Origin of the sequence: Pseudomonas sp. SID14000, from assembly GCF_002165135.1 — a bacterium.
Lineage (GTDB): Bacteria > Pseudomonadota > Gammaproteobacteria > Pseudomonadales > Pseudomonadaceae > Aquipseudomonas.
The window spans coordinates 373,036-391,970 of the sequence record NZ_NFZQ01000003.1; the positions used below are offsets into that span (position 1 = coordinate 373,036).

Below are 18,935 nucleotides of genomic sequence, written 5' to 3' on the forward strand. Positions count from 1 at the left end.
TATCGCCTGAGAGATCGAGCGCCGCCCGCGCGGCGCTTGATCCCAGGCGACATACTTCTCAAGGCGAACTCGGCTTCACCACCACCGTACAAGTCGTCCCCGCCGCCAGCAAAAAACCGTCCGGCACTTCATCGATGTGAATGCGCACCGGCACCCGCTGCGCCAGCCGTACCCAGTTGAAGGTCGGGTTCACATCGGCGATCAACTCGCGGCTCTGTGGATTGTCGCGGTCATAGATGCCACGGGCGATGCTCTCCACATGCCCCTTGATGCGCTCGCCGCTCATCATCTGCAGCTCGGCCTGGTCACCCACCTTCACATGCGGCAGCTTGGTCTCCTCGAAGAACCCGTACACCCAGAACGAGTTCTCGTCGACCACCGCCATCACCGCTTCGCCGGTACGCGCGTAGTCACCCTTGTGGATATTCAGGTTGGTCACGTAGCCGTCCACCGTGGCCAAGATTTGCGTGCGCTTGAGGTTCAGCTCGGCCGCGGCCAGTTCGGCAAGGGCCTGCTGATAGTCCGCCTGGGCGGAGTTGGCGATGTTGCTGGCGTCGTCGCGGTTTTCCTTGGAGATCACCAGGTTGTCCATGTCGGCACGGCGCTTGGCGTTGACCTTGCGCATCTCCCAGGTGGCCTTGCGCGATGCAACCAGCGCCCTGGCCTGGTCGACTGCCAACTGGTAGTGCTCGGGGTCGATCTGGATCAGCAGGTCGCCCTTCTTCACCCGCTGGTTGTCCTTGACCGGCACATTCACCACATAGCCAGGCACATCGGCAGCGACGTTGATGATGTCGGCACGCACACGGCCGTCGCGGGTCCAGGGCGTGGTCATGTAATGCAGCCACAACTGGCGACCGATCACCACGGCAGAGGCCAGCACCAACAGGGTGGCGATCAGGCTGAAGAACTTTTTCATCGAAGGATTCTCACCAGTAGAGCGACAGCGCCAGGGCGCCGAACAGGCAGACGAACAGGCTCAGGCGCAGTAGCGCCGGGTGCCAGAAGAAGCGGTAGCCATCATGGCTGGCGATGAACCGGTCCAGGCCCCAGGCCAGGCCCAGGGCGAACAGGAACATCAAGGTCATGGTGGGCATGTACACGCCATGGAAGGCGATTTCACGGGGCATGGTTTCACGGAGCATCGTGCAGTCCTTTCGCCGGTGCCAACGGCGACTGTGGGTCGAGCAGGGAAGAACGGATGAAGTGCAGGTAGCTTTGCACCCGGCGTAGCACCGACGTGTCGAAGTGCCGGGCGAACGGCTCGTCGGTGGCCTGCACGCGAGAGATGGCATGGTCCACCGCCACCAAGGCGCGCTCGTGGTTGCTGGCGTTTGGCTGCAGGAACAGCCGGGTCAGCGCACGGCCCATGACCCGGATGGCCTGGCGCCACGGCTGCGACTCGGCGTACGCCGGGTGCACCGGGGCGCGGGCCTGCTCCTTGCGCAGCTCGATGATGGCGTGGCCGATTTCCAGCACGGTGAACATCCAGCCCATCAACTGGCTTTGTACCTGCGGCTTTCCGGCTGCCAAGCCATAAGCCTGGTGCAGCAGATCGCGGGTGCGGCTTTCGAAGGCCGACCCCAGGCCACGCAGACGTCCGCTGATGGCGAACAGTACCTGCTCACGCAGTTCCTGCTCCAGGCGGTTCCACAACCAGCGGCTGTTGGGCGGCAGGATGATCGCCCCGGCCGCCGCACAGACGAACATGCCAATGACCATGCCGATGTAGTCGTTGATGAAAGTGTACGGGTCATACACCGTGAGGTTGTTCGGCACCGAACCAATGGCGAAAAACACCAGCAAGCCGATGCCATAACCGGCATAAGCCGGGCGGGAGGAGAGAAACGCCCCCAACACGAACACTGGCGCCAACACCATGCACAGCAAGGGGAAACCGTCGATCCAGGGGAACACGAAGAAGGTTTCGAAGAAGCCGACGAAGGCGCCGATGGCCGTGCCGCAGGCCATCTGGAACGACATGCGCTTGGGGTTCGGCGAAGCCGCCGAGAGGCCCACGGTGACGGTAGCGATCAAGGTCATCATGCCGCCGCTGGGCCAGTCGCTGAGCAGCCAGTAACTGCCCAGCAGCAACAGCACTGCCGAAGCGCGCACGCCGGCGGCCAGCGATACCAGCCAGCTGGTCTGCGCCACGTAGGGCTCATCCCACTGCTCACGTTCGTGCCGGTGTGCGGCCAGCGAGGCGTGGGTTTCGGCGTAGCTGTACATTTCGTCGACGAAGCGGTAAAGCAGCTCGAAGGCGGTGTGGAAGTCCAGCAGGTCAGACTCGCTCGGCTCGGTCGCCAGGTACTCGGCGCGCAGGCCGCGCACCTGGGCCTGCAGGCCTTCCTTGTAGGCGGCCAGCTCCAGGGTCAGGCGCAGCGCATCGGCGTCGGTCAGCGCCCGGCCCACGTAGGGCTGCAACAGCTCCACCAGGGTGTTCAGGCCCGGTTCGATGGCACCGACAATCTGCAACGGGCCACGGGCGCGCAGGCGCTCCAGCAAACGGTGCAGGGCATTGAAGCGCGTGCTGATGGCCATGAACTCGCTGTTCATGCGCACCAGGCGGCCAGAGCGCCGGCGCATGTGCGGGTCTTCGAAGGCGGTGACGTTGCGCAGGCTTTCCAGGCCCACTGCCTCGGCGACAAAGCGCACGTTGCTGCTCTCGAAGCGGTCCCGCTGGCTGTCGCCACGCAGGGCTTCGACCACCACCCCGGCGAACACGCCAAAGCGCTGGTACAGGGCGTTGCGCATGGCGGCACTGGCCGACTGCGGCAGGACCGCGGCGCTGACGAAGGTCGACACCAGAATGCCCAGGGCGATCTCCAGCACCCGCCATACTGCCGCCATGAAGGCCTGGTCAGGGTGCTCCAGCACCGGCAGCCCGATCATCGCCGCAGTGTAGCCGGCAAGCACGAAGCCATAGGCGCGGAAGGTGCGGTAGCGCATGGCTCCGGCCGAGCACAGGCCTACCCACAGGGCCAGGCTTGGCAGGAACAGCTCGGTGTTCTGCGGGAAGATGGCGATCAGCGCCACCATCATCGCCGAGCCTGCCAGAGTGCCGAGCACCCGGTAGAAGCTCTTGGCAAAAACATGCCCGCTTTGCGGCTGCATGACGATGAACACGGTGATCATCGCCGTGCGCGGTTGCGGCAGCTCCAGGCGCATGGCCAGCCACAGGGTGATGAACGCAGCAGTCAGCACCTTGAAGATGTACACCCAGGTCACCCCGTCGGTGCGCGCCCAGGCAAAGAAGCCCCGGCGCCATTCCAGGCTCTGCAGCCAGCGCAAGGGCAAACTGGAAGTGCTCATTCGGCGTTATCCGGCTTCTTGTCGAAAATGGCCAGGGTGGCCGGGGTTTTCGGCGCTACCTGGCGCTCCTCTTTCGGTACGTCCTGACCGGCCTGCAAGCCGCCGCCCAGGGCGGTGACCAGATCGGCATGGGCGATCAGGCGGGCGGCCTGCACCTGCTGCTGTACCTGTTGCTGGCGGAACAACAAGGTCTGTGCGTTGAGCACGTTGAGGTAGTCGGTAAGACCACGCTGGAAGGCGACCATGGCGATGTCGTAGGTTTTCTGCACGGCCGCGACCGACTCGGCGGCGAAGTGCGACTGCTCTTTCATCGACTCGCGGCGGATCAGCTGGTCGGAAATATTCTTCAGCGCACCGACCACGGTCTGGTTGTAGCGCGCCACGGCCACGTCATAGCCCGCCGAGGCCACGCCCAGCTGCGAGCGCAGGCGGCCACCGTCGAAGATCGGAAGGCTGATGGCCGGGCCGACGTTGTAGTTGAACTTGCGCCCGGTGAGGAATTCCAGCGGGCCACCGCCGGTTGCCATGAAGCCAAGGCTGCCGACCAAGTCGACGTTGGGGAAGAAGCCGGCGTGAGCAACATCGATGCCACGCGCCTGCGCGGCTACCTGCCAACGGCTGGCAACCACGTCGGGGCGCTGGCCGACCAGTTCGGCCGGCAGGTTTGACGGCAGCTTCAGCGGCGCGGCCAGGGCCAGGCTCGGGCGCTGCAACTGCGCGCCTTCGCCCGGGCCCTTGCCGGCCAGGGCGGCCAGCTGGTTACGGGCCAAGGCAATTTCTTCGTCGAGGCTGTCGAGCTGGCGGTGGGTTTCCGGCAGCGGTGCTTCGGCCTGGCTGACTTCGAAATGGGTGCCGATGCCGGCATCCAGACGGCGCTTGGCCAGGGCCAGGATCTGCTCCTGCTGTTCCAGCTCGGCCTTGACGATATCGCGCTGGGCGAAGTGCAGGCTCAGCTGAATGTAGGCGCGCACTACGTTGTTCTGCAGCTCCAGCTGCGCCTGGCGGGCTTCGGCCACGCTCATGTGCGCCTGGTCCACAGCCTGCTCGCTGGCATTGCGTTCGCGGCCCCACAAGTCGAGCGCGTAGCTGAAGCCAATCGCGGCGTTGTTGTCCCAGGTGTTGGCGCCGGACAGCGCGCCCGGGCCGTAGAACTGGTCTTCAGGCCAGTTGTGGCGCTTGAGCGTGGCCTGGCCATTGGCCTGGAGCTTTTCCGCCGACTCGACCACACCGGCCATGGCCCTGGCTTCGCGTACCCGCGCCGCAGCCATGGCCAGGCTCGGGCTGCCGGCCACGGCCAGGGCAACCCAGCGGTCCAGCTGTGGGTCGCCATAGGCGTGCCACCACTGTTGGTCGGGCCAGTGGGCGTCGGTCGCGGCTTCGCGTATGGCCGCATCGGTTGTCAGGGTGTTGGCTTGCAGCGTCTTGCTTTGCGGGGCAATGCCCCAGGTTCCGATACAGCCGCTCAAGGTGAGGGCAAGGGCACAGGCACTGAACGCATTGAGCGTTCTGATGATGCGACGCGGCACAGCTGCGATTTCCCGAGGAAGAGGTGAAGAGGCCGGGCAATTCTAGGGGGCGGCAGCACTGGCGATAAGCGTGGATTCCTGCGAATCTTTGTTACCAAAACAGCGATAATCCGCCTTTGGTCGAAGGCAACTTTTCATCTTTTTTACGTTACTTCGTGACACAATTTTGTCCTCTACATCGAGAGTGACCCATGGACACCCTGCAAAACATGCGTGCTTTCAGTTGCGTAGCCCAACTCGGCAGCTTTACCGCTGCCGCCGGGCAACTGGATACGACCACCGCGAACGTGTCGCGGGCGGTCTCCAACCTGGAAGCCCATCTGCAAACAAGGCTGCTCAACCGTACCACCCGCCGCATTGCGCTGACCGAAGCCGGCAAGCGCTACCTGATGCGTTGCGAACAGATTCTTACCTATGTCGAAGAAGCCGAGGCCGAGGCCAGTGACGCCCATGCCCGCCCGGCCGGGATGTTGAAGGTGCACTCGATGACCGGTGTCGGCCAACATTTCGTGGTCGATGCCATCGCCCGCTACCGCGAATCGCACCCGGACGTGACCTTCGACCTGACCATGGCCAACCGCGTGCCCGACCTGCTCGACGAGGGCTATGACGTGTCCATCGTGCTGGCAACCGAGCTGCCCGACTCGGGGTTCGTGTCGCAGCGTCTGGGCATTACCTACAGCATTGTCTGCGCCTCGCCCGCCTACATCGCCCGCCACGGCGTGGCACACAAGCCTGCCGACCTGCTCAAGCACGCCTGCCTGCGCATGGTCAGCCCTGTGATCCCGCTGGAAAAGTGGCTGTTCGACGGGCCGGAAGGCCAGGAAATGGTCAACATCACCAGCTCGCCGTTCATGGTCAATACTGCCGATGCCATGAAGACCGCAATCCGCAGCGGCATGGGCGTGGGCGTGCTGCCGATCTATTCGGCCATCGACGGCCTGCGCGACGGTAGCCTGGTACGGGTGCTGCCCGAGTACCGGCTGCAGGAGCTGAACCTGTACGCCATCTACCCGTCGCGGCAGTACCTGGATGCCAAGATCAAGACCTGGGTCGAGTACCTGCGCAACTCGCTACCGGAGATTCTGGCAGCCCATGAGGCGGACCTGAAAACCCATCAGGTGATGATCGCCAACTAAAAAGCTGCTGCATTGCCAGGGCAGACAATGGTAGGTTGCTAACCATTGTTTCCAGCGCCAGGCCCCTGGGAGGGCTCCGCCCTCCATTCGCAGCACAAGGCTGCTCCTACAAAAGCGCCCAGCGCCGTCCCTGGTAGGAGCAGCCTTGTGCTGCGAATGACCGCATCGCGGTCAACTGCCCGGCATTCCCCTAGCCTTGCAGAGAAGAAGTTGCCCGATGAAAAAGACCGTCCTGGCCTTCAGCCGTATCACCCCGGCCATGGCCGAGCGCCTGCAGCAAGACTTCAACGTGATCGTGCCGAACCCCAAGCTCGGCGACATCAACGCCCAGTTCAACGAAGCCCTGCCCGAAGCCCATGGCCTGATCGGCGTTGGCCGCAAGCTCGGCCGGGCGCAACTTGAAGGCGCGGCCAGGCTGGAAGTGGTATCTAGCGTGTCGGTCGGCTACGACAACTATGACCTGGACTACTTCAACGAACGCGGCATCGCCCTGACCAACACCCCCGACGTGCTGACCGAAAGCACCGCCGACCTGGGCTTCTCGCTGATCATGGGCTGCGCCCGCCGCACCGCCGAGCTGGATGCCTGGACCAAGGCCGGCAACTGGCAGGCCACCGTGGGCCCGGCCCACTTCGGCAGCGATGTGCATGGCAAGACCCTGGGCATCGTCGGCATGGGCAACATCGGTGCCGCCATTGCCCGTCGCGGCCGGTTCGGGTTCAACATGCCGGTCATCTATTCCGGCAACAGCCGCAAGACCGCGCTGGAGCAAGAGCTGGGGGCGCAGTTCCGCAGCCTGGAGCAACTGCTGGCCGAAGCCGATTTCGTCTGCATCGTGGTGCCATTGTCCGATACGACCCGCAAGCTGATCGGTGCGCGTGAGTTGCAACTGATGAAACCGAGCGCGTTCCTGATCAACATCGCCCGCGGGCCGGTGGTGGACGAAGCTGCGCTGATCGAGGCACTGCAGAACGGCACCATTCGCGGTGCGGGCCTGGACGTGTACGAGAAAGAGCCGCTGAGCGACTCGCCGCTGTTCAAGCTGCCCAATGCCCTGACCTTGCCGCACGTTGGCTCGGCCACTGCCGAAACCCGCGAAGCCATGGCCAACCGGGCAATCGACAACCTGCGTGCGGCGCTGCTGGGTGAGCGGCCGCGGGACCTGGTGAACCCGCAGGTGTGGAAGGGCTGATAGCCTTTTACTGCCTGCACCGGCCCTTTCGCGGGTAAACCCGCTCCCACAGGTATTGCACAGGCTCTGAGGTCTGTGGGGTACCTGTGGGAGCGGGTTTACCCGCGAAGAGGCCGGTGCAGGCAACACATTACCTATTTGGCCACCACTACACCCTCAGCCACCCTGGCCTTGGGCTTGCGAAACACCAGCACATTCCCCGCCATCACCGCCACCAGCCCCAGCAGGGCCGGCGCCGTCCACTGATACCCCTCGGCCACCGCCGACACATTCAACGCCACCAACGGGAACAGCACCGTACAGTACGCTGCCCGCTCCGGCCCCATGCGCCCGACCAGGGTCAGGTAGGCGGTAAAGGCGATCACCGAGCCCGGCACCACCAGGTACAGCAACGAGCCGATATACCGCACGTTCCATTCCATGCTGAACGGCACGCCACTGACCACGCAGAACACCGCCAGCATCGCTGCCCCGTACACCATGCCCCAGGCATTGGTGGTCATGGGCTTGAGCCCGGCCTTCTGCTGCATGCTCGACAGCATGTTGCCTGCCGAGAAACACAGCGTACCAAGCAGGGCCAGGCCAAGGCCGTAAAGGGTTTCGCGGCTGGCCGCGTGGTGGGAAAGCTCCGGCCAGAACAGCAGGCCCAGGCCGAACAAGCCCAGGGCGCCACCGCCGAGCACGTTGCTGGCGATCTTCTGGCCAAAGAAGATCCGTGCGTTCAGCGCGTTCCACAGTGTGGCGGTGGAGAACACCACGGCGATCAGGCCGCTGGCGATCCACTGGCTGGCACTGAGGAAGCAGATGAAGTTGACGCAGAACAGGCACAGGCCCTGGGCCAGACAGATCTGGTGGCCACGCCGGTTCATCGGCTGCAGGCGGCGGGTGAGCAGCAGGAAGGCGAACAGGATCAGCCCGGCCAGGGCGAAGCGGTAGACGATCGAGACCGGAATGGCGACCACGCCCAGCTGGAGTTTCAGGGCGATCCAGGTGGTGCCCCAGATCAGGACAGTTAGCAGGTAGAGTGACAGGTTCATGGCGGCGGTTCCTTGGGCCTTTCAAGATCGGTGCCCGGCGCTTCGCGGCTCAAGCCGCTCCCACAGGGACCACGCTGCCCTTGAGGCTGGCGCGGTCCCTGTGGGAGCGGGTTCACCCGCGAATCGAGGGCGCAGCCCTCGCCGAGGCGTTTCAGTGTTCTCCTGTCGAACACCCACGCGCTTGCACAAACTTGCGCATTTGTCCCGCTGCTAGCTGTAAGCCTGCCCAAGGCGCAGTAGGATGGCTGGCAAGAGGAGCCGCCCATGACCCCACTCACCCAACTGCAAGTATTCAACGCCATGCACGCCTCGCCCCACGCCCGGCTGGAGCTGAGCGCGCACCTGGGCGACGGGCTGGCAGCAGCGTTGTGGAGCAACCGCGACGATGCCCGCGACTACCAGGCACCGAGTCATCACACCCTGTCGTGCTACATCGCCGACGGCACCGGCACCTTCCGCCGCCAGCGCCCGGGCGACAAAGGGGCGCCCGACAAGCTGTGCGTGATGCCGGCCGGGCACGAGTCGAACTGGGTGGTCAATGGCGCGATCCGCCTGGCACACCTGTATGTCAGCGAGGCGCAATTCGCCCTGGGCTGTGTGCGCCTGCTCGACCGTGAACCGCGTGAGCTGCAACTGCAGGAAGCGACCTTCCTCGATGACCCGCAGCAGGCCACGCGCTTTCGCCAGCTGATAACCCTGGACTGGGATGAACCTGGCGAACGCCTGCTGGCCAGCAGCCTGGCGCACGAGATCGTCGACCATGCGCTGCTCAGCCAGGTCGGGCTGCGTCAGGGCCTGCGCCTGAAAGGCGGGCTGGCACCGAGACTGCGCCGGCAACTGGTCGACTACATCGAAGCGCACCTGGACCAGCCCATTACCCTGGGTGAACTGGCCTTGCGCTGCAACCTGTCCGAATACCACTTTGCCCGTATGTTCCGCGCCAGTTTCGGGCTGCCGCCGCACCAGTATCTGCTGGCTCGGCGGCTGCATCGGGCCTGCCAGCTGTTGCGGCTGGGGGTGATGCCGTTGGGGGAGATTGCCCTGTTGTGCGGGTTTGCCAGTGCCAGCCATTTCAGCAACCGGTTCCGCCAGGCGCTCGGTGCAACACCGGGCGAATACCGTTCGGCCATTCGCGGCTAAAGCCGCTCCCACAGGGGCCGCGCCACCTTCAAGGGCAATGCAGTACCTGTGGGAGCGGCTTTAGCCGCGAAGAGGCCGGTACAGGCTGGCCTAGAACTCGAAGGTACTGGACAAGCTCACCTGCCGTGCATCGCCAATGGCCACAAAGTACTGGTTCACCGCCGAGCTGTAGTAAACCTTGTCGAACAGGTTCTTCACGTTCAGCTGCACCAGCACCTTGTGCTCGTCGAGCCTGGTCTCGTAGCTGGCAAAGGCATCGGCCACGGTATAGGACGGCAAGTCGAAGGTATTGGTCGAGTTACCAGCCCGCTCGCCTACGTAGCGTGCCCCAGCGCCAAGACGCAACCGGTCGCCGCCGAACAGGCTGCCGTAGTCATACACCGCCGACAGCGAACCACTGTGCCGGGCTACGTTCTGCAGGCGGTTGCCCTTGAGGTCCGGGTCTTTGGTCACTTCAGCATCGGTGAAGGCATAGCTGCCAATCAGGCTCCAGCGCTCGCTCAACTGCCCCGTCAGGTCCAGCTCGACACCCCGTGAGCTGACCTCTCCGGCATTGCTGTACACCGTTTCGCGCGTACTGGTATCAAAGTTGGAAACCAGCACGTTGCGCTTGGTGATATCGAACAACGCCAGGGTACCCGTGAGGCGGCCCGGCATGTCGAGCTTGGCGCCCAGTTCCCACGATTTGCCCTCTTCCGGCGCCACCGACGAGTCAAGCACCACGTTGCCGACCAGCGGCGCGATGGTGGAGTTGGGCTTGAACGACTCACTATAGCTGCCATAAAACGACAGCTGCTCGTCCACCTTGTAGACGATACCTGCATGCGGCACCCACGCCTGGCCATTGATGTCGGTGTTGGCCTTGAACGGGCGGCCACGGCCAGCGTACTGATCGAACTGCTGGAAGCGCGCACCAGCCACCAGGATCCAGTGATCATCCAGGTGCAGCGCGTCCTGCACGAACAACGCGTCAGTGCGTAGTTTGTCGGTCTGGTCGCTGTCACTGGCTTTTACGGTGGTGCCCTCCACTTCCTGACCGTAGACCGGATTCGTATAGCTGAAGGTGGATTGGGCGGTCTGCCGGATCATGTCACCGCGGAAAATCTTGCGGTCTTCATGATCGACACCGAACAGCAGGTCATTCTGCATCCCGGCCAGTTCCACATTGCCGGCCAGGCTCAGGGTGGCGAACTGGTCACGGCTCATGGCGTTGTGGGTGCCGTCGATGCTGCGCGACAGCGTGCCGTTTTGTTCATTCACGCCGGTCACCCGTACCTGGCTGGCATCATAGGTTTCGCGGTTGAAGCTGTAGCCGAAGTGCAGCTTCCAGTCATCGGCCAGTTGGTGGTCGACTTCCAGACGATACAGGTCGGAACGCCCCTCCATGTCGTTGAAGGGCTCGTCCAGGCGCCGCGTGGCAGGGATGTCCAGCGGATGGCCGTTGTTGCCGAACGCCGTACCACGGTCGAAGGGGGAGAGAAATTCGCGGTGCTCGTAGGCCAGCACCACCTGGGTATCTTCACCCAGCCAGGCCAGCGACGGCGCCACCAGCGATTCGCGGTGCACGCCGTAGTTGCGCCAGTAGTCCTCATCTTCGTGGTCGACGATCAGGCGATAGGCGAAGTTGCTGTCGCCCAGCGCACCGGTGCTGTCGAGCCCGCCGCCGCTGCCGTTCTTGCCGCTACCGTAGGTGGACCCACGCACGGTCAGGGCGTTGTACTGCTCAAGTTGTGGGCGCTTGCTGACCACGTTGATCACCCCGCCCGGGTCCTGGATGCCGTACAGCAGCGAGGCCGGGCCCTTGAGCACTTCGACCCGCTCGGTGCTGGCGTTGAGGTTGCGGCCCTGCACGACCGGCATGCCATCGCGCATGATCGAGCCGTCGCGGTTGTCGCCGAAGCCGCGCTTCATCACCGTGTCGGAGGTGCCGCCGAAGTTGTTGCCCTGGGTGATGCCGCTGACGTTGGCCAGGGCGTCGTCGAGGTTGCGCGGGGCCTGGTCACGGATGACCTGAGCCGGTACCACGTTGATCGCCTGGGGGATGTCCTGGCTCGGGCCTTGCCCGCGCATGATCGAGGCCGTGGCCGGGGGCTGGTAGCTGTATTCGTCCAGTTGCGAGGTCACGGTGGTGGCCTGCAGGTTGAGGGCGCCGGAGGTGTCCACCGCTTCGAGGGTGAGGGTGCGTGCATCGACGCGGCGCCAGGCCAGCCCGGTAGTGCCCAGCAACTGTTGCAGGGCCTGCTCGGCGCTGTACCTGCCGTTCAGCGCCGGCGCCTGCACGCCTGGCAGTTCCAGGGTGTAGACCACGCTCTGACCGGTGGTGCGGCTGAAGGCGCTGAGTGCCTGGGCCAGGGGTTGCGCCGGCTGGGCAAAGGCGTACGCCTGCTGTTGCTCGGCGGCGCAGGCCAGGGGGGCGACAGCGAGTGCCGGGAGCACGGAAAGGCCTAGCCAGAGGGGGACACAACGCGGGGTGAACTTCATGGACGCTGACCTGTGAGAGGGATATGACTGCGAATGAATCGCACTTCCACTCATTACACGGATGCCACGTCCTGTTACCTCACCCGCTATCTGAAAATATTTTTGCCTGTGCGGCCCCCTTCGCGGGTGAACCCGCTCCCACGGGTACTGCACAGGATTTGAAACTTGCGCCCCTCCTGTGGGAGCGGGTTCACCCACGAAGAGGCCGGCACAGGCGACTACCGGATCAGGGTCAACCGCCCCAGTACAGTCTGCCGCGAAAAGCCCATTACCTTGCCCAGCGAATCCAGCGCCAGCAACGGCTCGGCCACCGGGAAACTACCACTGACCTTGCGCTGCCCCAGGTCACCATCGAGCAACAGGATGCGCCCCGGATAGTAATGCCCCAAGTCCTCGACCACCTGCGCCAGCGGCACCTGGTAGTAATTCAGCCAGCCCTGGCGCCAGGCCAGACGGTTGTCGCTGTCCACCGACTGAGTGTCACCTACCCGGCCTGCGGAGTATGCCACCTGCTGATTGGCCGTCAGTTCACGCGCCAAGGCGCCCTGTGCCGGGCTCACCGCCACACGCCCGCTGCGCACCATGACCTGGGCGCCCTCGCCCTGCTCGCGCACCTCGAACTGGGTACCGAGCACACGCACCTCGCCGCCACCTGCTTCGACCAGGAACGGCTCGCCGGTATGCGTGACCTGAAAGAACGCTGCACCATGTAGTAGTCGCACACGACGCTCGCCGTGGGCGAAATCGACCGCAATTGCACTGGCCGCATCAAGTGTCACCTGCGACTGGTCGGCCAAGGTCACCTGACGAACGTGCCTGCCACTGCTGTAGTCCGATCGCAATTCCTGCAACCAGTAACCCGGATGCCAACCACCAGCAACGCCGACAGCCAGCACCATGCAGGCCGCCATCGCCAGCGCTGCTCCCCGCCACCACGCGCCACGGGCCGGCGGCCTGGCCATGGCATCAAGGTAGCGTTGCAGGGCTTCCTGTTCTTCGGCGGCCAGCTGCGCCGCCGGAGCGGCGCTGCTCTGCCACAGCGCCTGGGCCTGGTCATAGGCCGCACGGTGCCCGGGGTCGGCCAACAACCAACGCTTGAACGCCGCCCCCTCGGCCTGCGCGGGCTGCTCGTTGATTCGGCTGAGCCATTGCAGCGCGGCCCGGGACTGCGCCTCGGTAATCTGCGGTAAACGGCTCATCGGCGGGCACTCCCTGGCCGGCGTGGGGTGGACGCGGGCTCGGCAACACTCGCCTTGCACGCTTCGAGGGCGCGCATCATATGCTTTTCCACAGCACTCTGGGACAGTTGCATGGCCTTGGCGATCTCGCCGTACTTGCAGCCGTGGATGCGGTTGAGCAGGAAGATCTGCCGGGTGCGTTCAGGCAAGGCGCGCAAGGCAGCTTCGATGCGCTGCAAGTCGTGGTCGACCTCCACGGCCTGCTCCGGCGCCTGGGTCATGGCCGCTTCATCCACCGGCAGCACAGCTTCGACCACGCGTTCACGGCTGCCTTCGCTGCGCAGGTGGTCGATGGCCAGGTTGCCGGCGCAACGCAGCAGGTAGGTGTCCAGCGCCTCGACCTTGACCTCAGGGCGGCGCCAAAAGCGCAGGAACAACTCCTGGACCAGGTCCGATGCGGTGGCCCGGCAGCCGACCCGGCGGCTCACCAACGCCTCCATGCGTGCCCGCTGGGCCTGGAACACCTGGACGAAGCGCGCACGCCCGCCGCCGCTTTCGGCATCCGCCTCGATCATTTCGCCTGGCTCGCTCACCGGGTCACTCGGCGAACACGAACAGCAGCGGCCCCAGCACCACGCTGACGGCAGCCAGGCCCAGCAGCAGGCGGGGCTGGTATGGCAGGCCAAACACCCAAAGGGTCACCGCGGCCATCATCACTGCGGTCCACTCCACCAGGCCGTGGGCCCAACCGCGCAGGTGCACGCTGAGCACCAGCGACAGCACCAGCAACAGCCAGCCGGCGCTACGCAACAGGCGCAACTGCCCCGGGTGCGGCTTGCGCCCGAGCAGGTCGGCGAAGTGTTTCTCCATTCCCAGGCACAAGGCGACGAAACCTGCGAAGGCGATCAGTGCATTCCCCAGCATCAGCTTGCCTCCGCCGTTTCAGTGCTCGGTTTTTTTGCTGCACGAGGGGCGCGCTTGGCTATCGGCTTCGGGCTGCGCAACATCTTGCCGGCCAGCCAGGCCAGGAACAGGCCGGTGCCTAGCGCGGTCAGGTCGAAGCCGGCCATGGCCCAGTCACCCGTCTGCAGCGAATGGTTCAAGCCCCGGTCGGTACTCAGGCCATTGAGCAGCGGCAGCAGGGTAAAGGCCAGCGCGCCCAGCGCCAGTTGCTCGCCCCAGGCCCGGCGCCCGCTGCGCAGCACGGCATGCACCAGCGAAAGGCCCCAGGTGATGAAAAAGGCATCGACCTCCCAGTCGGCCCGGCCTTCGACGCCCATGGGGATCAGGCGGTTGGCCCAGAAGTAGCCCGCCACGGCCAGCAGCAGGCCGCTCATGCTGGCGATATTGAGCACTTCGACCAGGCGCAGTTCGCCCGGCAGGCGTTCGCTCTTGGCATGCTTGAGCTGGCGCTTGCCCAGCCACATCACCAACCCGGTACCGATCACCGCAGTACCGGCCACGCCAAAGAAGAAGTACAGCCAGCGCAGCCAGGGCCCGGCGAAATTGCCCATGTGCAGGCCGGCAAAGCTGAAGGCGGTCATCATCGCCCCGCTCTCCGGCTTGCCCTGGCTCAGCAGCGCACCGCTGGCGCCATCGAAGGTCCAGCTGGCGCTGCGTCGATAGGCCACATGGTCGGCAGCGGACTGGGTGAAGGTGACGCGGGCATTGCTGTCGCCGGCATTGTCCACCTGGATACGGCCGATATGCGTATCCGGTTGCAGGTCCTGCACCTTGGCGTACAGGTTCGGCAACGGTACCAGCGGCGCGGCCACATGGGCCGCCTTGGGCGCATCGTTACGACCGAACAGGTCGTTGAAGTACTTGCCGGTGTCATTGCCGTAGCTGGCCATGATGCCCGCCGGCATTACCATGTACATGAACAGCACCAGGCTGCTGTAGCTGATCATCAGGTGAAACGGCAGTACCAGCACACCGATGGCGTTGTGCCCGTCCAGCCAGGAGCGCTGGCCCTTGCCGGGGCGGAAGGTGAAGAACTCCTTGAAGATCTTCTTGTGGGTGATGATGCCGGTGACCAGGCCCAGCAGCATGATGAAGGCACAGAACGTCGACAGCCAGCGGCCGAAGGGGTGAGGCATCTGCAACTGGAAGTGGAAGCGGTAGAAGAACTCGCCACCGCGACTGTCGCGTGCCTCAACCGGCTGGCCGGTCTGGGTATCGAGGGTCTTGCTGGCGAAGCCGCGCGGCCCGCCATTGGGGTCGCGATAGCCCACGCTCAAGGCGGCCTCGCGTGCGTTGGGCATGCGGATCAGCCAGGTGCCCGAGTGCCCGGCGTTGTCCTGCAGGTAACGCTGGGCCACCTCCAGGCTATGGATTGGGTCCAGTGCATGGCTGCGCACTTCTGGCTGCGACCAGTGGGTAATTTCTTCCTTGAAATACGACAGCGTGCCGGTGAGGAAGATGGCGAACAACAGCCAGCCGAAGATCAGTCCGGTCCAGGTGTGCAGCCAGGCCATGGCCTGGCGGAAGCCTTCTTTCATGGGGTTCTCATCCAGTAGGCCAACCCGCTGATCACCCCCAGCAATACGCTGGGCGCCAGCACGCCCAGCCAGGCACGCAATGCGCTGCGGCAGGCGAAGCACCAGATGAACGCCAGCAGGTAGAAGACGAATGACAACAGCAGACCGGTGAGCGTGGCATCAACCTGTGGCAGTGGCGCTAACAGGGCAATACAGACGCTGGCCATGGACGCCAGCAGATAGCCGCCCAGCAGTGCGGCCAGGCTGCGTGAAGTCACGGCCAGGCGATAGCTGAGCGAGAGGCCGGCGGTTTTGCGCGTCATGGCGAAGGTCCGGGCGTTTTCGGGGCTGCAATAATAATGATTTCAATTCTCATAAGCAAAGGCCGAACGATGCGCCGCCTGCCGCCTTGCATGCAACAAGAAATTTATTTTCAAAAAGGGCTTGAATTCGTTTCGCGGTTGCCTGACCTTAGAGTCAAGAGACGCAGAAATACCAAGGGTCTCAAAGGCCTAGGCGCGTCTCCATGCGAGCAAGCTGAATAAGGATTGAATCATGCAAATCCAGGTCAACAGCAGCAACCATTTCGAAGGCAACGCCCGGCTCGACCAGTGGGTCCGCAGCACACTGCAGAACTCGCTGGAACGTTACGAAGACGACCTCACCCGCATCGAGGTTCACCTGCGCGACGAGAACGGCGCCAAGCCCGGACCGCATGACAAACGCTGCCAGATGGAGGCTCGCCCCAAAGGCCACCAACCGATTTCCGTGACCCACACCGCCACTTCGCTGGACCAGGCGGTCGATGGTGCCGCTGCCAAGCTCAACCACGCGCTGGAACACTTTTACGGCAAGCTGCGCAGCAAGCGCGGCGCCCTGGAACTGAGTGACCCGGACGCCTGATCGGCAATGCAAAACGCCCGGCCTGATGCCGGGCGTTTTTGTTTGTATCGATCAATGGCGCTGAACCAACCGACGATTTTCCCGGTCAACCTCTGCATTCATTCAGCGCAGAAGCAAGACGATGAGCAACCCATTCGAACGAATCAGTGCTGCATTCGCCCCCGAATACCGGGTCAACCTGAGCATTGCAAACCTAGACGGCAGTATCATGCTGACCCTGTCCGACGACGCCGGCGTGGTCGCCAAGCGTCTCATCACCCAGGCCCAGCGCAATGACCCGGTGCGCCTGCAGCGGGTAATCGACAGCATCCGCCTGGGCCTGGCCATCGAACTCAGCCAGAACCCCCTGCAGGTGTTGGCAGCGCTGACCCGCGACGCACGCCACGAGCCGCGCCACTTCATTGCCAACTGAGGGCTACTTGCCCTCCTCCACTTCCTTGCCGCTGGCATCCAGCGCCTTGGTCGAAGGGTAGCGATACGAGGCGTAGCGCACCACCAGGATCGCGAACGCCAGCAGCAGGATGCCACCGCACACGTACAATAGCCCTGCGTCCGGCGCCTTGTGGTGCGAGACGTCGCCGATCAGCAGGCGGGTCAGCGCAGTGATGGCCACGTACAGCAGGAAGCGGATCGGCATGTGGTTGGTCTTGAAGTAGATACCGACCATCGCCCCCAGCTCCAGATAGATGAACAGCAGCAGGATGTCATCGACACTGACCCCGCCCTTGCCGAGCATGTCCATGAACGTCATCACCGCCGCATAGGCGGTGATCGCGCCAATGCCGAACAGTGCCAGGTAATGGAATGCCTCGACGCACAGGTTGCCCAGCGAGTCGGCCGAGCCGTGCAGGCCCTTGCGCAGCTTTTCTGCCCATTTGATGTTCACGATGTTCCATTCCCCGATACGTCTTGAAGGATGATGCGTCACCGCTGTGACGCTTGTGCCATGCAGTTAAAGGGCCAGACCCCTGCCTTGGAAGGCGACCGATTGCCGCAAGGCACGTTGAGGCGTGGCAAGTTGCCAAAAACACGGCCCTGTGCTGGGAAAAATCAGATTTAACCCCTTCCTTGTAGGGCATTTCCCAAAGATACTCCCTGCCATTGTGGTGTTCGGGGATGAGCACTAGTCTCGGATCGTCGCTGCCAAACAGCGACCGGCTTTGACAGGCCGCCCTGAACTAACCACATGGCTTTGCCTTTATGGCAGCTGTCATGGGGCACCTCGTGTGCGCCGGCTTTTGGTTCTGTTCACCGGTCTGTCAACCCATGCACAGCTGCCGCCTTCCTGTTTGACAGCAGGAGGTGGTGGCCCCAACTTTGAACAGGCCTTCATCATGCTGAAAGTAGTCCCCGATCCACCCCACACCCCCCATTCCCTTGAAGACACCCTGATCCAGGCTACGGACTATGCGTTGTGCGCAGCCACCGTGATGCATCAGGCCTTGTTGCTTCAGCCCAAGTCGCCAGCATCGATTTTGATGATGACCTCAATGCATGAGCTGGAGACGTTGCGGGCTTTGCTTGAGTCGGCACTAGTTCAGGTGCAGATGCCCGCTGAGCCTCGGACTTTGCACTGAGGTTTGAGTGTTGCGTTGTCTGGGCTGGCCTCTTCGCGGGTAAACCCGCTCCCACAGGATCTCCACAGGCCTTGAGGTAGATGCAGTACCTGTGGGAGCGGGTTCACCCGCGAAAGGGCCCGTCCAGGCAGTCGAGAATTTTCAGGGGATTCAAAAATGACCACAGAAGACACCCAATTCACCGTCGGCAAAACCACCTTCTTCCAAGGTGAAAACGGCACCCACCCACTCTTCCGCATCGAGCCAGGCATCCCTTGCCGGGACGCCCGCGAGCAGTCCTCAGAGCTGATGGGCTATGTACGCGAACTGACCATCACCGGCCTGATGGACGAGAAACCGATGATGATCTGGGCTGCGCACTACTTGAGCGCGATGGCCAAGGCGCTAATGGATGATGCTGAGTTGGGCATGAAGCAGTAAGCCCTTTGCGCCACGCTACAATTTCTGCTTGCGAACCAATCAACATTGCCATTACTGTATATAGATACAGTATAAACCCAGCAAAAGGCATAGAGGTGATGAATGGCCGTCGAAGTGGTGTACCGCAGCAGCCGCGACCCGGAGCGCTTGTTCATGGATAAGGCCGAAGCAGACCGTCACGACAAGATGCTCGAACTGGCCGAGCGCCTGGCCGAAGTACTGCACAAGGCAGTGCCCTCGCTGACCGAGCAGCAGGTCGAGGAAGCCGGTATCTACATGGCCAAAAACCGCGATGTATTCGCCCGGGCGTTCAAGAGCCAGCCGGATGCGCTGGCCGAGTTGCTCGAAGCGCCAGCGGCCGAGTAATTGCCTGCACTGGCCGCTCCAGCAGGTACGGCACAAGCGCTGGGCTGGAGGTATTCCTGGACTGCCCCCAAGAAGTTGGACACCAATCCAACCCGTGGGGGATCTATGGGTAAATACACAGAGCAGTTCAAGCTCACGGCTATCACCGCTTACCTAGAGGGCAACCGGGGCTTTCGCAAGGTGG

The 18,935-nt window shown here is 63.5% G+C and carries 20 protein-coding genes; 8 read left to right on the plus strand and 12 right to left on the minus strand.

Going from position 1 to position 18,935, the window contains the following annotated elements:
• Positions 1-58: 58 nt before the first annotated feature.
• The 4 genes from CAY82_RS06810 to CAY82_RS06825 are packed head-to-tail and all read right to left on the minus strand — an operon-like array spanning position 59 to position 4,838.
• On the minus strand, positions 59-919 hold the full coding sequence (locus CAY82_RS06810) for an HlyD family secretion protein (RefSeq protein WP_087500498.1): 861 nt from the start codon (positions 917-919) through the stop codon (positions 59-61).
• Between the two features lie 10 nt (positions 920-929).
• On the minus strand, positions 930-1,130 hold the full coding sequence (locus tag CAY82_RS06815) for a DUF1656 domain-containing protein (protein WP_008097766.1): 201 nt from the start codon (positions 1,128-1,130) through the stop codon (positions 930-932).
• Between the two features lie 4 nt (positions 1,131-1,134).
• Positions 1,135-3,312 (minus strand): FUSC family protein, encoded by a 2,178-nt coding sequence (locus tag CAY82_RS06820; protein WP_087500499.1) that lies wholly within the window; start codon positions 3,310-3,312, stop codon positions 1,135-1,137.
• A complete protein-coding gene (locus tag CAY82_RS06825; protein ID WP_087500501.1) occupies positions 3,309-4,838 on the minus strand; it encodes an efflux transporter outer membrane subunit in 1,530 nt (509 codons plus the stop codon). Before CAY82_RS06825 ends, CAY82_RS06820 begins: the two co-directional genes overlap by 4 nt.
• 191 nt (positions 4,839-5,029) lie before the next feature.
• Here CAY82_RS06825 and CAY82_RS06830 point away from each other — a divergent pair, with 191 nt between their 5' ends.
• Complete coding sequence (locus tag CAY82_RS06830) at positions 5,030-5,977, plus strand: LysR family transcriptional regulator (RefSeq protein WP_015271759.1); 948 nt, start codon at positions 5,030-5,032, stop codon at positions 5,975-5,977.
• Between the two features lie 217 nt (positions 5,978-6,194).
• On the plus strand, positions 6,195-7,169 hold the full coding sequence (locus tag CAY82_RS06835) for a D-glycerate dehydrogenase (RefSeq protein WP_087500503.1): 975 nt from the start codon (positions 6,195-6,197) through the stop codon (positions 7,167-7,169).
• A gap of 134 nt (positions 7,170-7,303) precedes the next feature.
• Here the strand turns inward: CAY82_RS06835 and CAY82_RS06840 are convergent, their stop codons facing one another.
• Positions 7,304-8,206 carry a DMT family transporter gene (locus CAY82_RS06840; protein WP_087500505.1) on the minus strand — a complete coding sequence of 301 codons (903 nt, stop codon included), beginning with the start codon at positions 8,204-8,206 and terminating at the stop codon, positions 7,304-7,306.
• Positions 8,207-8,470: 264 nt separating this feature from the next.
• Here CAY82_RS06840 and CAY82_RS06845 point away from each other — a divergent pair, with 264 nt between their 5' ends.
• Entirely contained in the window at positions 8,471-9,346 is an 876-nt protein-coding gene (locus CAY82_RS06845; RefSeq protein ID WP_087500506.1) for a helix-turn-helix domain-containing protein, read from the plus strand.
• 90 nt (positions 9,347-9,436) lie between these two features.
• On the opposite strand, the gene CAY82_RS06850 is transcribed toward CAY82_RS06845, so the two are convergent.
• From CAY82_RS06850 to CAY82_RS06875, 6 genes are all read right to left on the minus strand, one after another.
• The gene (locus CAY82_RS06850) at positions 9,437-11,827 is read right to left on the minus strand and encodes a TonB-dependent receptor (RefSeq protein ID WP_087500508.1); all 2,391 of its coding nucleotides are present in this window, start codon (positions 11,825-11,827) and stop codon (positions 9,437-9,439) included.
• Between the two features lie 218 nt (positions 11,828-12,045).
• Entirely contained in the window at positions 12,046-13,026 is a 981-nt protein-coding gene (locus CAY82_RS06855; protein WP_087500510.1) for a FecR domain-containing protein, read from the minus strand.
• Positions 13,023-13,580, minus strand: coding sequence for an RNA polymerase sigma factor (locus CAY82_RS06860; protein WP_170931039.1), 558 nt, complete (start codon positions 13,578-13,580; stop codon positions 13,023-13,025). Before CAY82_RS06860 ends, CAY82_RS06855 begins: the two co-directional genes overlap by 4 nt.
• A 22-nt stretch (positions 13,581-13,602) precedes the next feature.
• Positions 13,603-13,929, minus strand: coding sequence for a DUF3325 domain-containing protein (locus CAY82_RS06865; protein ID WP_087500514.1), 327 nt, complete (start codon positions 13,927-13,929; stop codon positions 13,603-13,605).
• Entirely contained in the window at positions 13,929-15,506 is a 1,578-nt protein-coding gene (locus CAY82_RS06870) for a PepSY domain-containing protein (protein WP_087500516.1), read from the minus strand. The genes CAY82_RS06865 and CAY82_RS06870 overlap by 1 nt, the downstream gene beginning before the upstream one ends.
• Positions 15,503-15,808, minus strand: a complete 306-nt coding sequence (locus CAY82_RS06875; protein ID WP_087500518.1) for a DUF3649 domain-containing protein — start codon at positions 15,806-15,808, stop codon at positions 15,503-15,505. The genes CAY82_RS06870 and CAY82_RS06875 overlap by 4 nt, the downstream gene beginning before the upstream one ends.
• Before the next feature lie 232 nt (positions 15,809-16,040).
• Here CAY82_RS06875 and CAY82_RS06880 point away from each other — a divergent pair, with 232 nt between their 5' ends.
• Positions 16,041-16,388 (plus strand): HPF/RaiA family ribosome-associated protein, encoded by a 348-nt coding sequence (locus CAY82_RS06880; RefSeq protein WP_063913366.1) that lies wholly within the window; start codon positions 16,041-16,043, stop codon positions 16,386-16,388.
• A 121-nt stretch (positions 16,389-16,509) separates the two neighbouring features.
• Entirely contained in the window at positions 16,510-16,800 is a 291-nt protein-coding gene (locus CAY82_RS06885; protein WP_087500520.1) for a DUF3509 domain-containing protein, read from the plus strand.
• A gap of 3 nt (positions 16,801-16,803) precedes the next feature.
• On the opposite strand, the gene CAY82_RS06890 is transcribed toward CAY82_RS06885, so the two are convergent.
• Positions 16,804-17,274 carry a phosphate-starvation-inducible protein PsiE gene (locus CAY82_RS06890; protein WP_087500522.1) on the minus strand — a complete coding sequence of 157 codons (471 nt, stop codon included), beginning with the start codon at positions 17,272-17,274 and terminating at the stop codon, positions 16,804-16,806.
• A 448-nt stretch (positions 17,275-17,722) separates the two neighbouring features.
• Here CAY82_RS06890 and CAY82_RS06895 point away from each other — a divergent pair, with 448 nt between their 5' ends.
• The 3 genes from CAY82_RS06895 (at position 17,723) to CAY82_RS06910 (ending at position 18,751) form a co-directional block, all read left to right on the plus strand.
• Positions 17,723-17,965, plus strand: coding sequence for a hypothetical protein (locus CAY82_RS06895; RefSeq protein ID WP_087500524.1), 243 nt, complete (start codon positions 17,723-17,725; stop codon positions 17,963-17,965).
• A 156-nt stretch (positions 17,966-18,121) separates the two neighbouring features.
• The gene (locus CAY82_RS06905) at positions 18,122-18,385 is read left to right on the plus strand and encodes a DUF3077 domain-containing protein (RefSeq protein ID WP_063913369.1); all 264 of its coding nucleotides are present in this window, start codon (positions 18,122-18,124) and stop codon (positions 18,383-18,385) included.
• A gap of 102 nt (positions 18,386-18,487) precedes the next feature.
• Positions 18,488-18,751 (plus strand): YebG family protein, encoded by a 264-nt coding sequence (locus CAY82_RS06910; RefSeq protein WP_016497959.1) that lies wholly within the window; start codon positions 18,488-18,490, stop codon positions 18,749-18,751.
• Positions 18,752-18,935 lie beyond the last annotated feature (184 nt).

Bases quoted from the DNA above. Each gene is read 5' to 3' on its own strand.
- CAY82_RS06875 (WP_087500518.1), bottom strand. From the start codon at position 15,808: ATGACGCGCAAAACCGCCGGCCTCTCGCTCAGCTATCGCCTGGCCGTG.
- CAY82_RS06820 (WP_087500499.1), bottom strand. From the start codon at position 3,312: ATGAGCACTTCCAGTTTGCCCTTGCGCTGGCTGCAGAGCCTGGAATGG.
- CAY82_RS06895 (WP_087500524.1), top strand. From the start codon at position 17,723: ATGCTGAAAGTAGTCCCCGATCCACCCCACACCCCCCATTCCCTTGAA.
- CAY82_RS06910 (WP_016497959.1), top strand. From the start codon at position 18,488: ATGGCCGTCGAAGTGGTGTACCGCAGCAGCCGCGACCCGGAGCGCTTG.
- CAY82_RS06810 (WP_087500498.1), bottom strand. From the start codon at position 919: ATGAAAAAGTTCTTCAGCCTGATCGCCACCCTGTTGGTGCTGGCCTCT.
- CAY82_RS06830 (WP_015271759.1), top strand. From the start codon at position 5,030: ATGGACACCCTGCAAAACATGCGTGCTTTCAGTTGCGTAGCCCAACTC.
- CAY82_RS06845 (WP_087500506.1), top strand. From the start codon at position 8,471: ATGACCCCACTCACCCAACTGCAAGTATTCAACGCCATGCACGCCTCG.
- CAY82_RS06860 (WP_170931039.1), bottom strand. From the start codon at position 13,580: ATGATCGAGGCGGATGCCGAAAGCGGCGGCGGGCGTGCGCGCTTCGTC.
- CAY82_RS06885 (WP_087500520.1), top strand. From the start codon at position 16,510: ATGAGCAACCCATTCGAACGAATCAGTGCTGCATTCGCCCCCGAATAC.
- CAY82_RS06880 (WP_063913366.1), top strand. From the start codon at position 16,041: ATGCAAATCCAGGTCAACAGCAGCAACCATTTCGAAGGCAACGCCCGG.
- CAY82_RS06855 (WP_087500510.1), bottom strand. From the start codon at position 13,026: ATGAGCCGTTTACCGCAGATTACCGAGGCGCAGTCCCGGGCCGCGCTG.
- CAY82_RS06850 (WP_087500508.1), bottom strand. From the start codon at position 11,827: ATGAAGTTCACCCCGCGTTGTGTCCCCCTCTGGCTAGGCCTTTCCGTG.
- CAY82_RS06840 (WP_087500505.1), bottom strand. From the start codon at position 8,206: ATGAACCTGTCACTCTACCTGCTAACTGTCCTGATCTGGGGCACCACC.
- CAY82_RS06905 (WP_063913369.1), top strand. From the start codon at position 18,122: ATGACCACAGAAGACACCCAATTCACCGTCGGCAAAACCACCTTCTTC.
- CAY82_RS06865 (WP_087500514.1), bottom strand. From the start codon at position 13,929: ATGCTGGGGAATGCACTGATCGCCTTCGCAGGTTTCGTCGCCTTGTGC.
- CAY82_RS06835 (WP_087500503.1), top strand. From the start codon at position 6,195: ATGAAAAAGACCGTCCTGGCCTTCAGCCGTATCACCCCGGCCATGGCC.
- CAY82_RS06870 (WP_087500516.1), bottom strand. From the start codon at position 15,506: ATGAAAGAAGGCTTCCGCCAGGCCATGGCCTGGCTGCACACCTGGACC.
- CAY82_RS06815 (WP_008097766.1), bottom strand. From the start codon at position 1,130: ATGCCCCGTGAAATCGCCTTCCATGGCGTGTACATGCCCACCATGACC.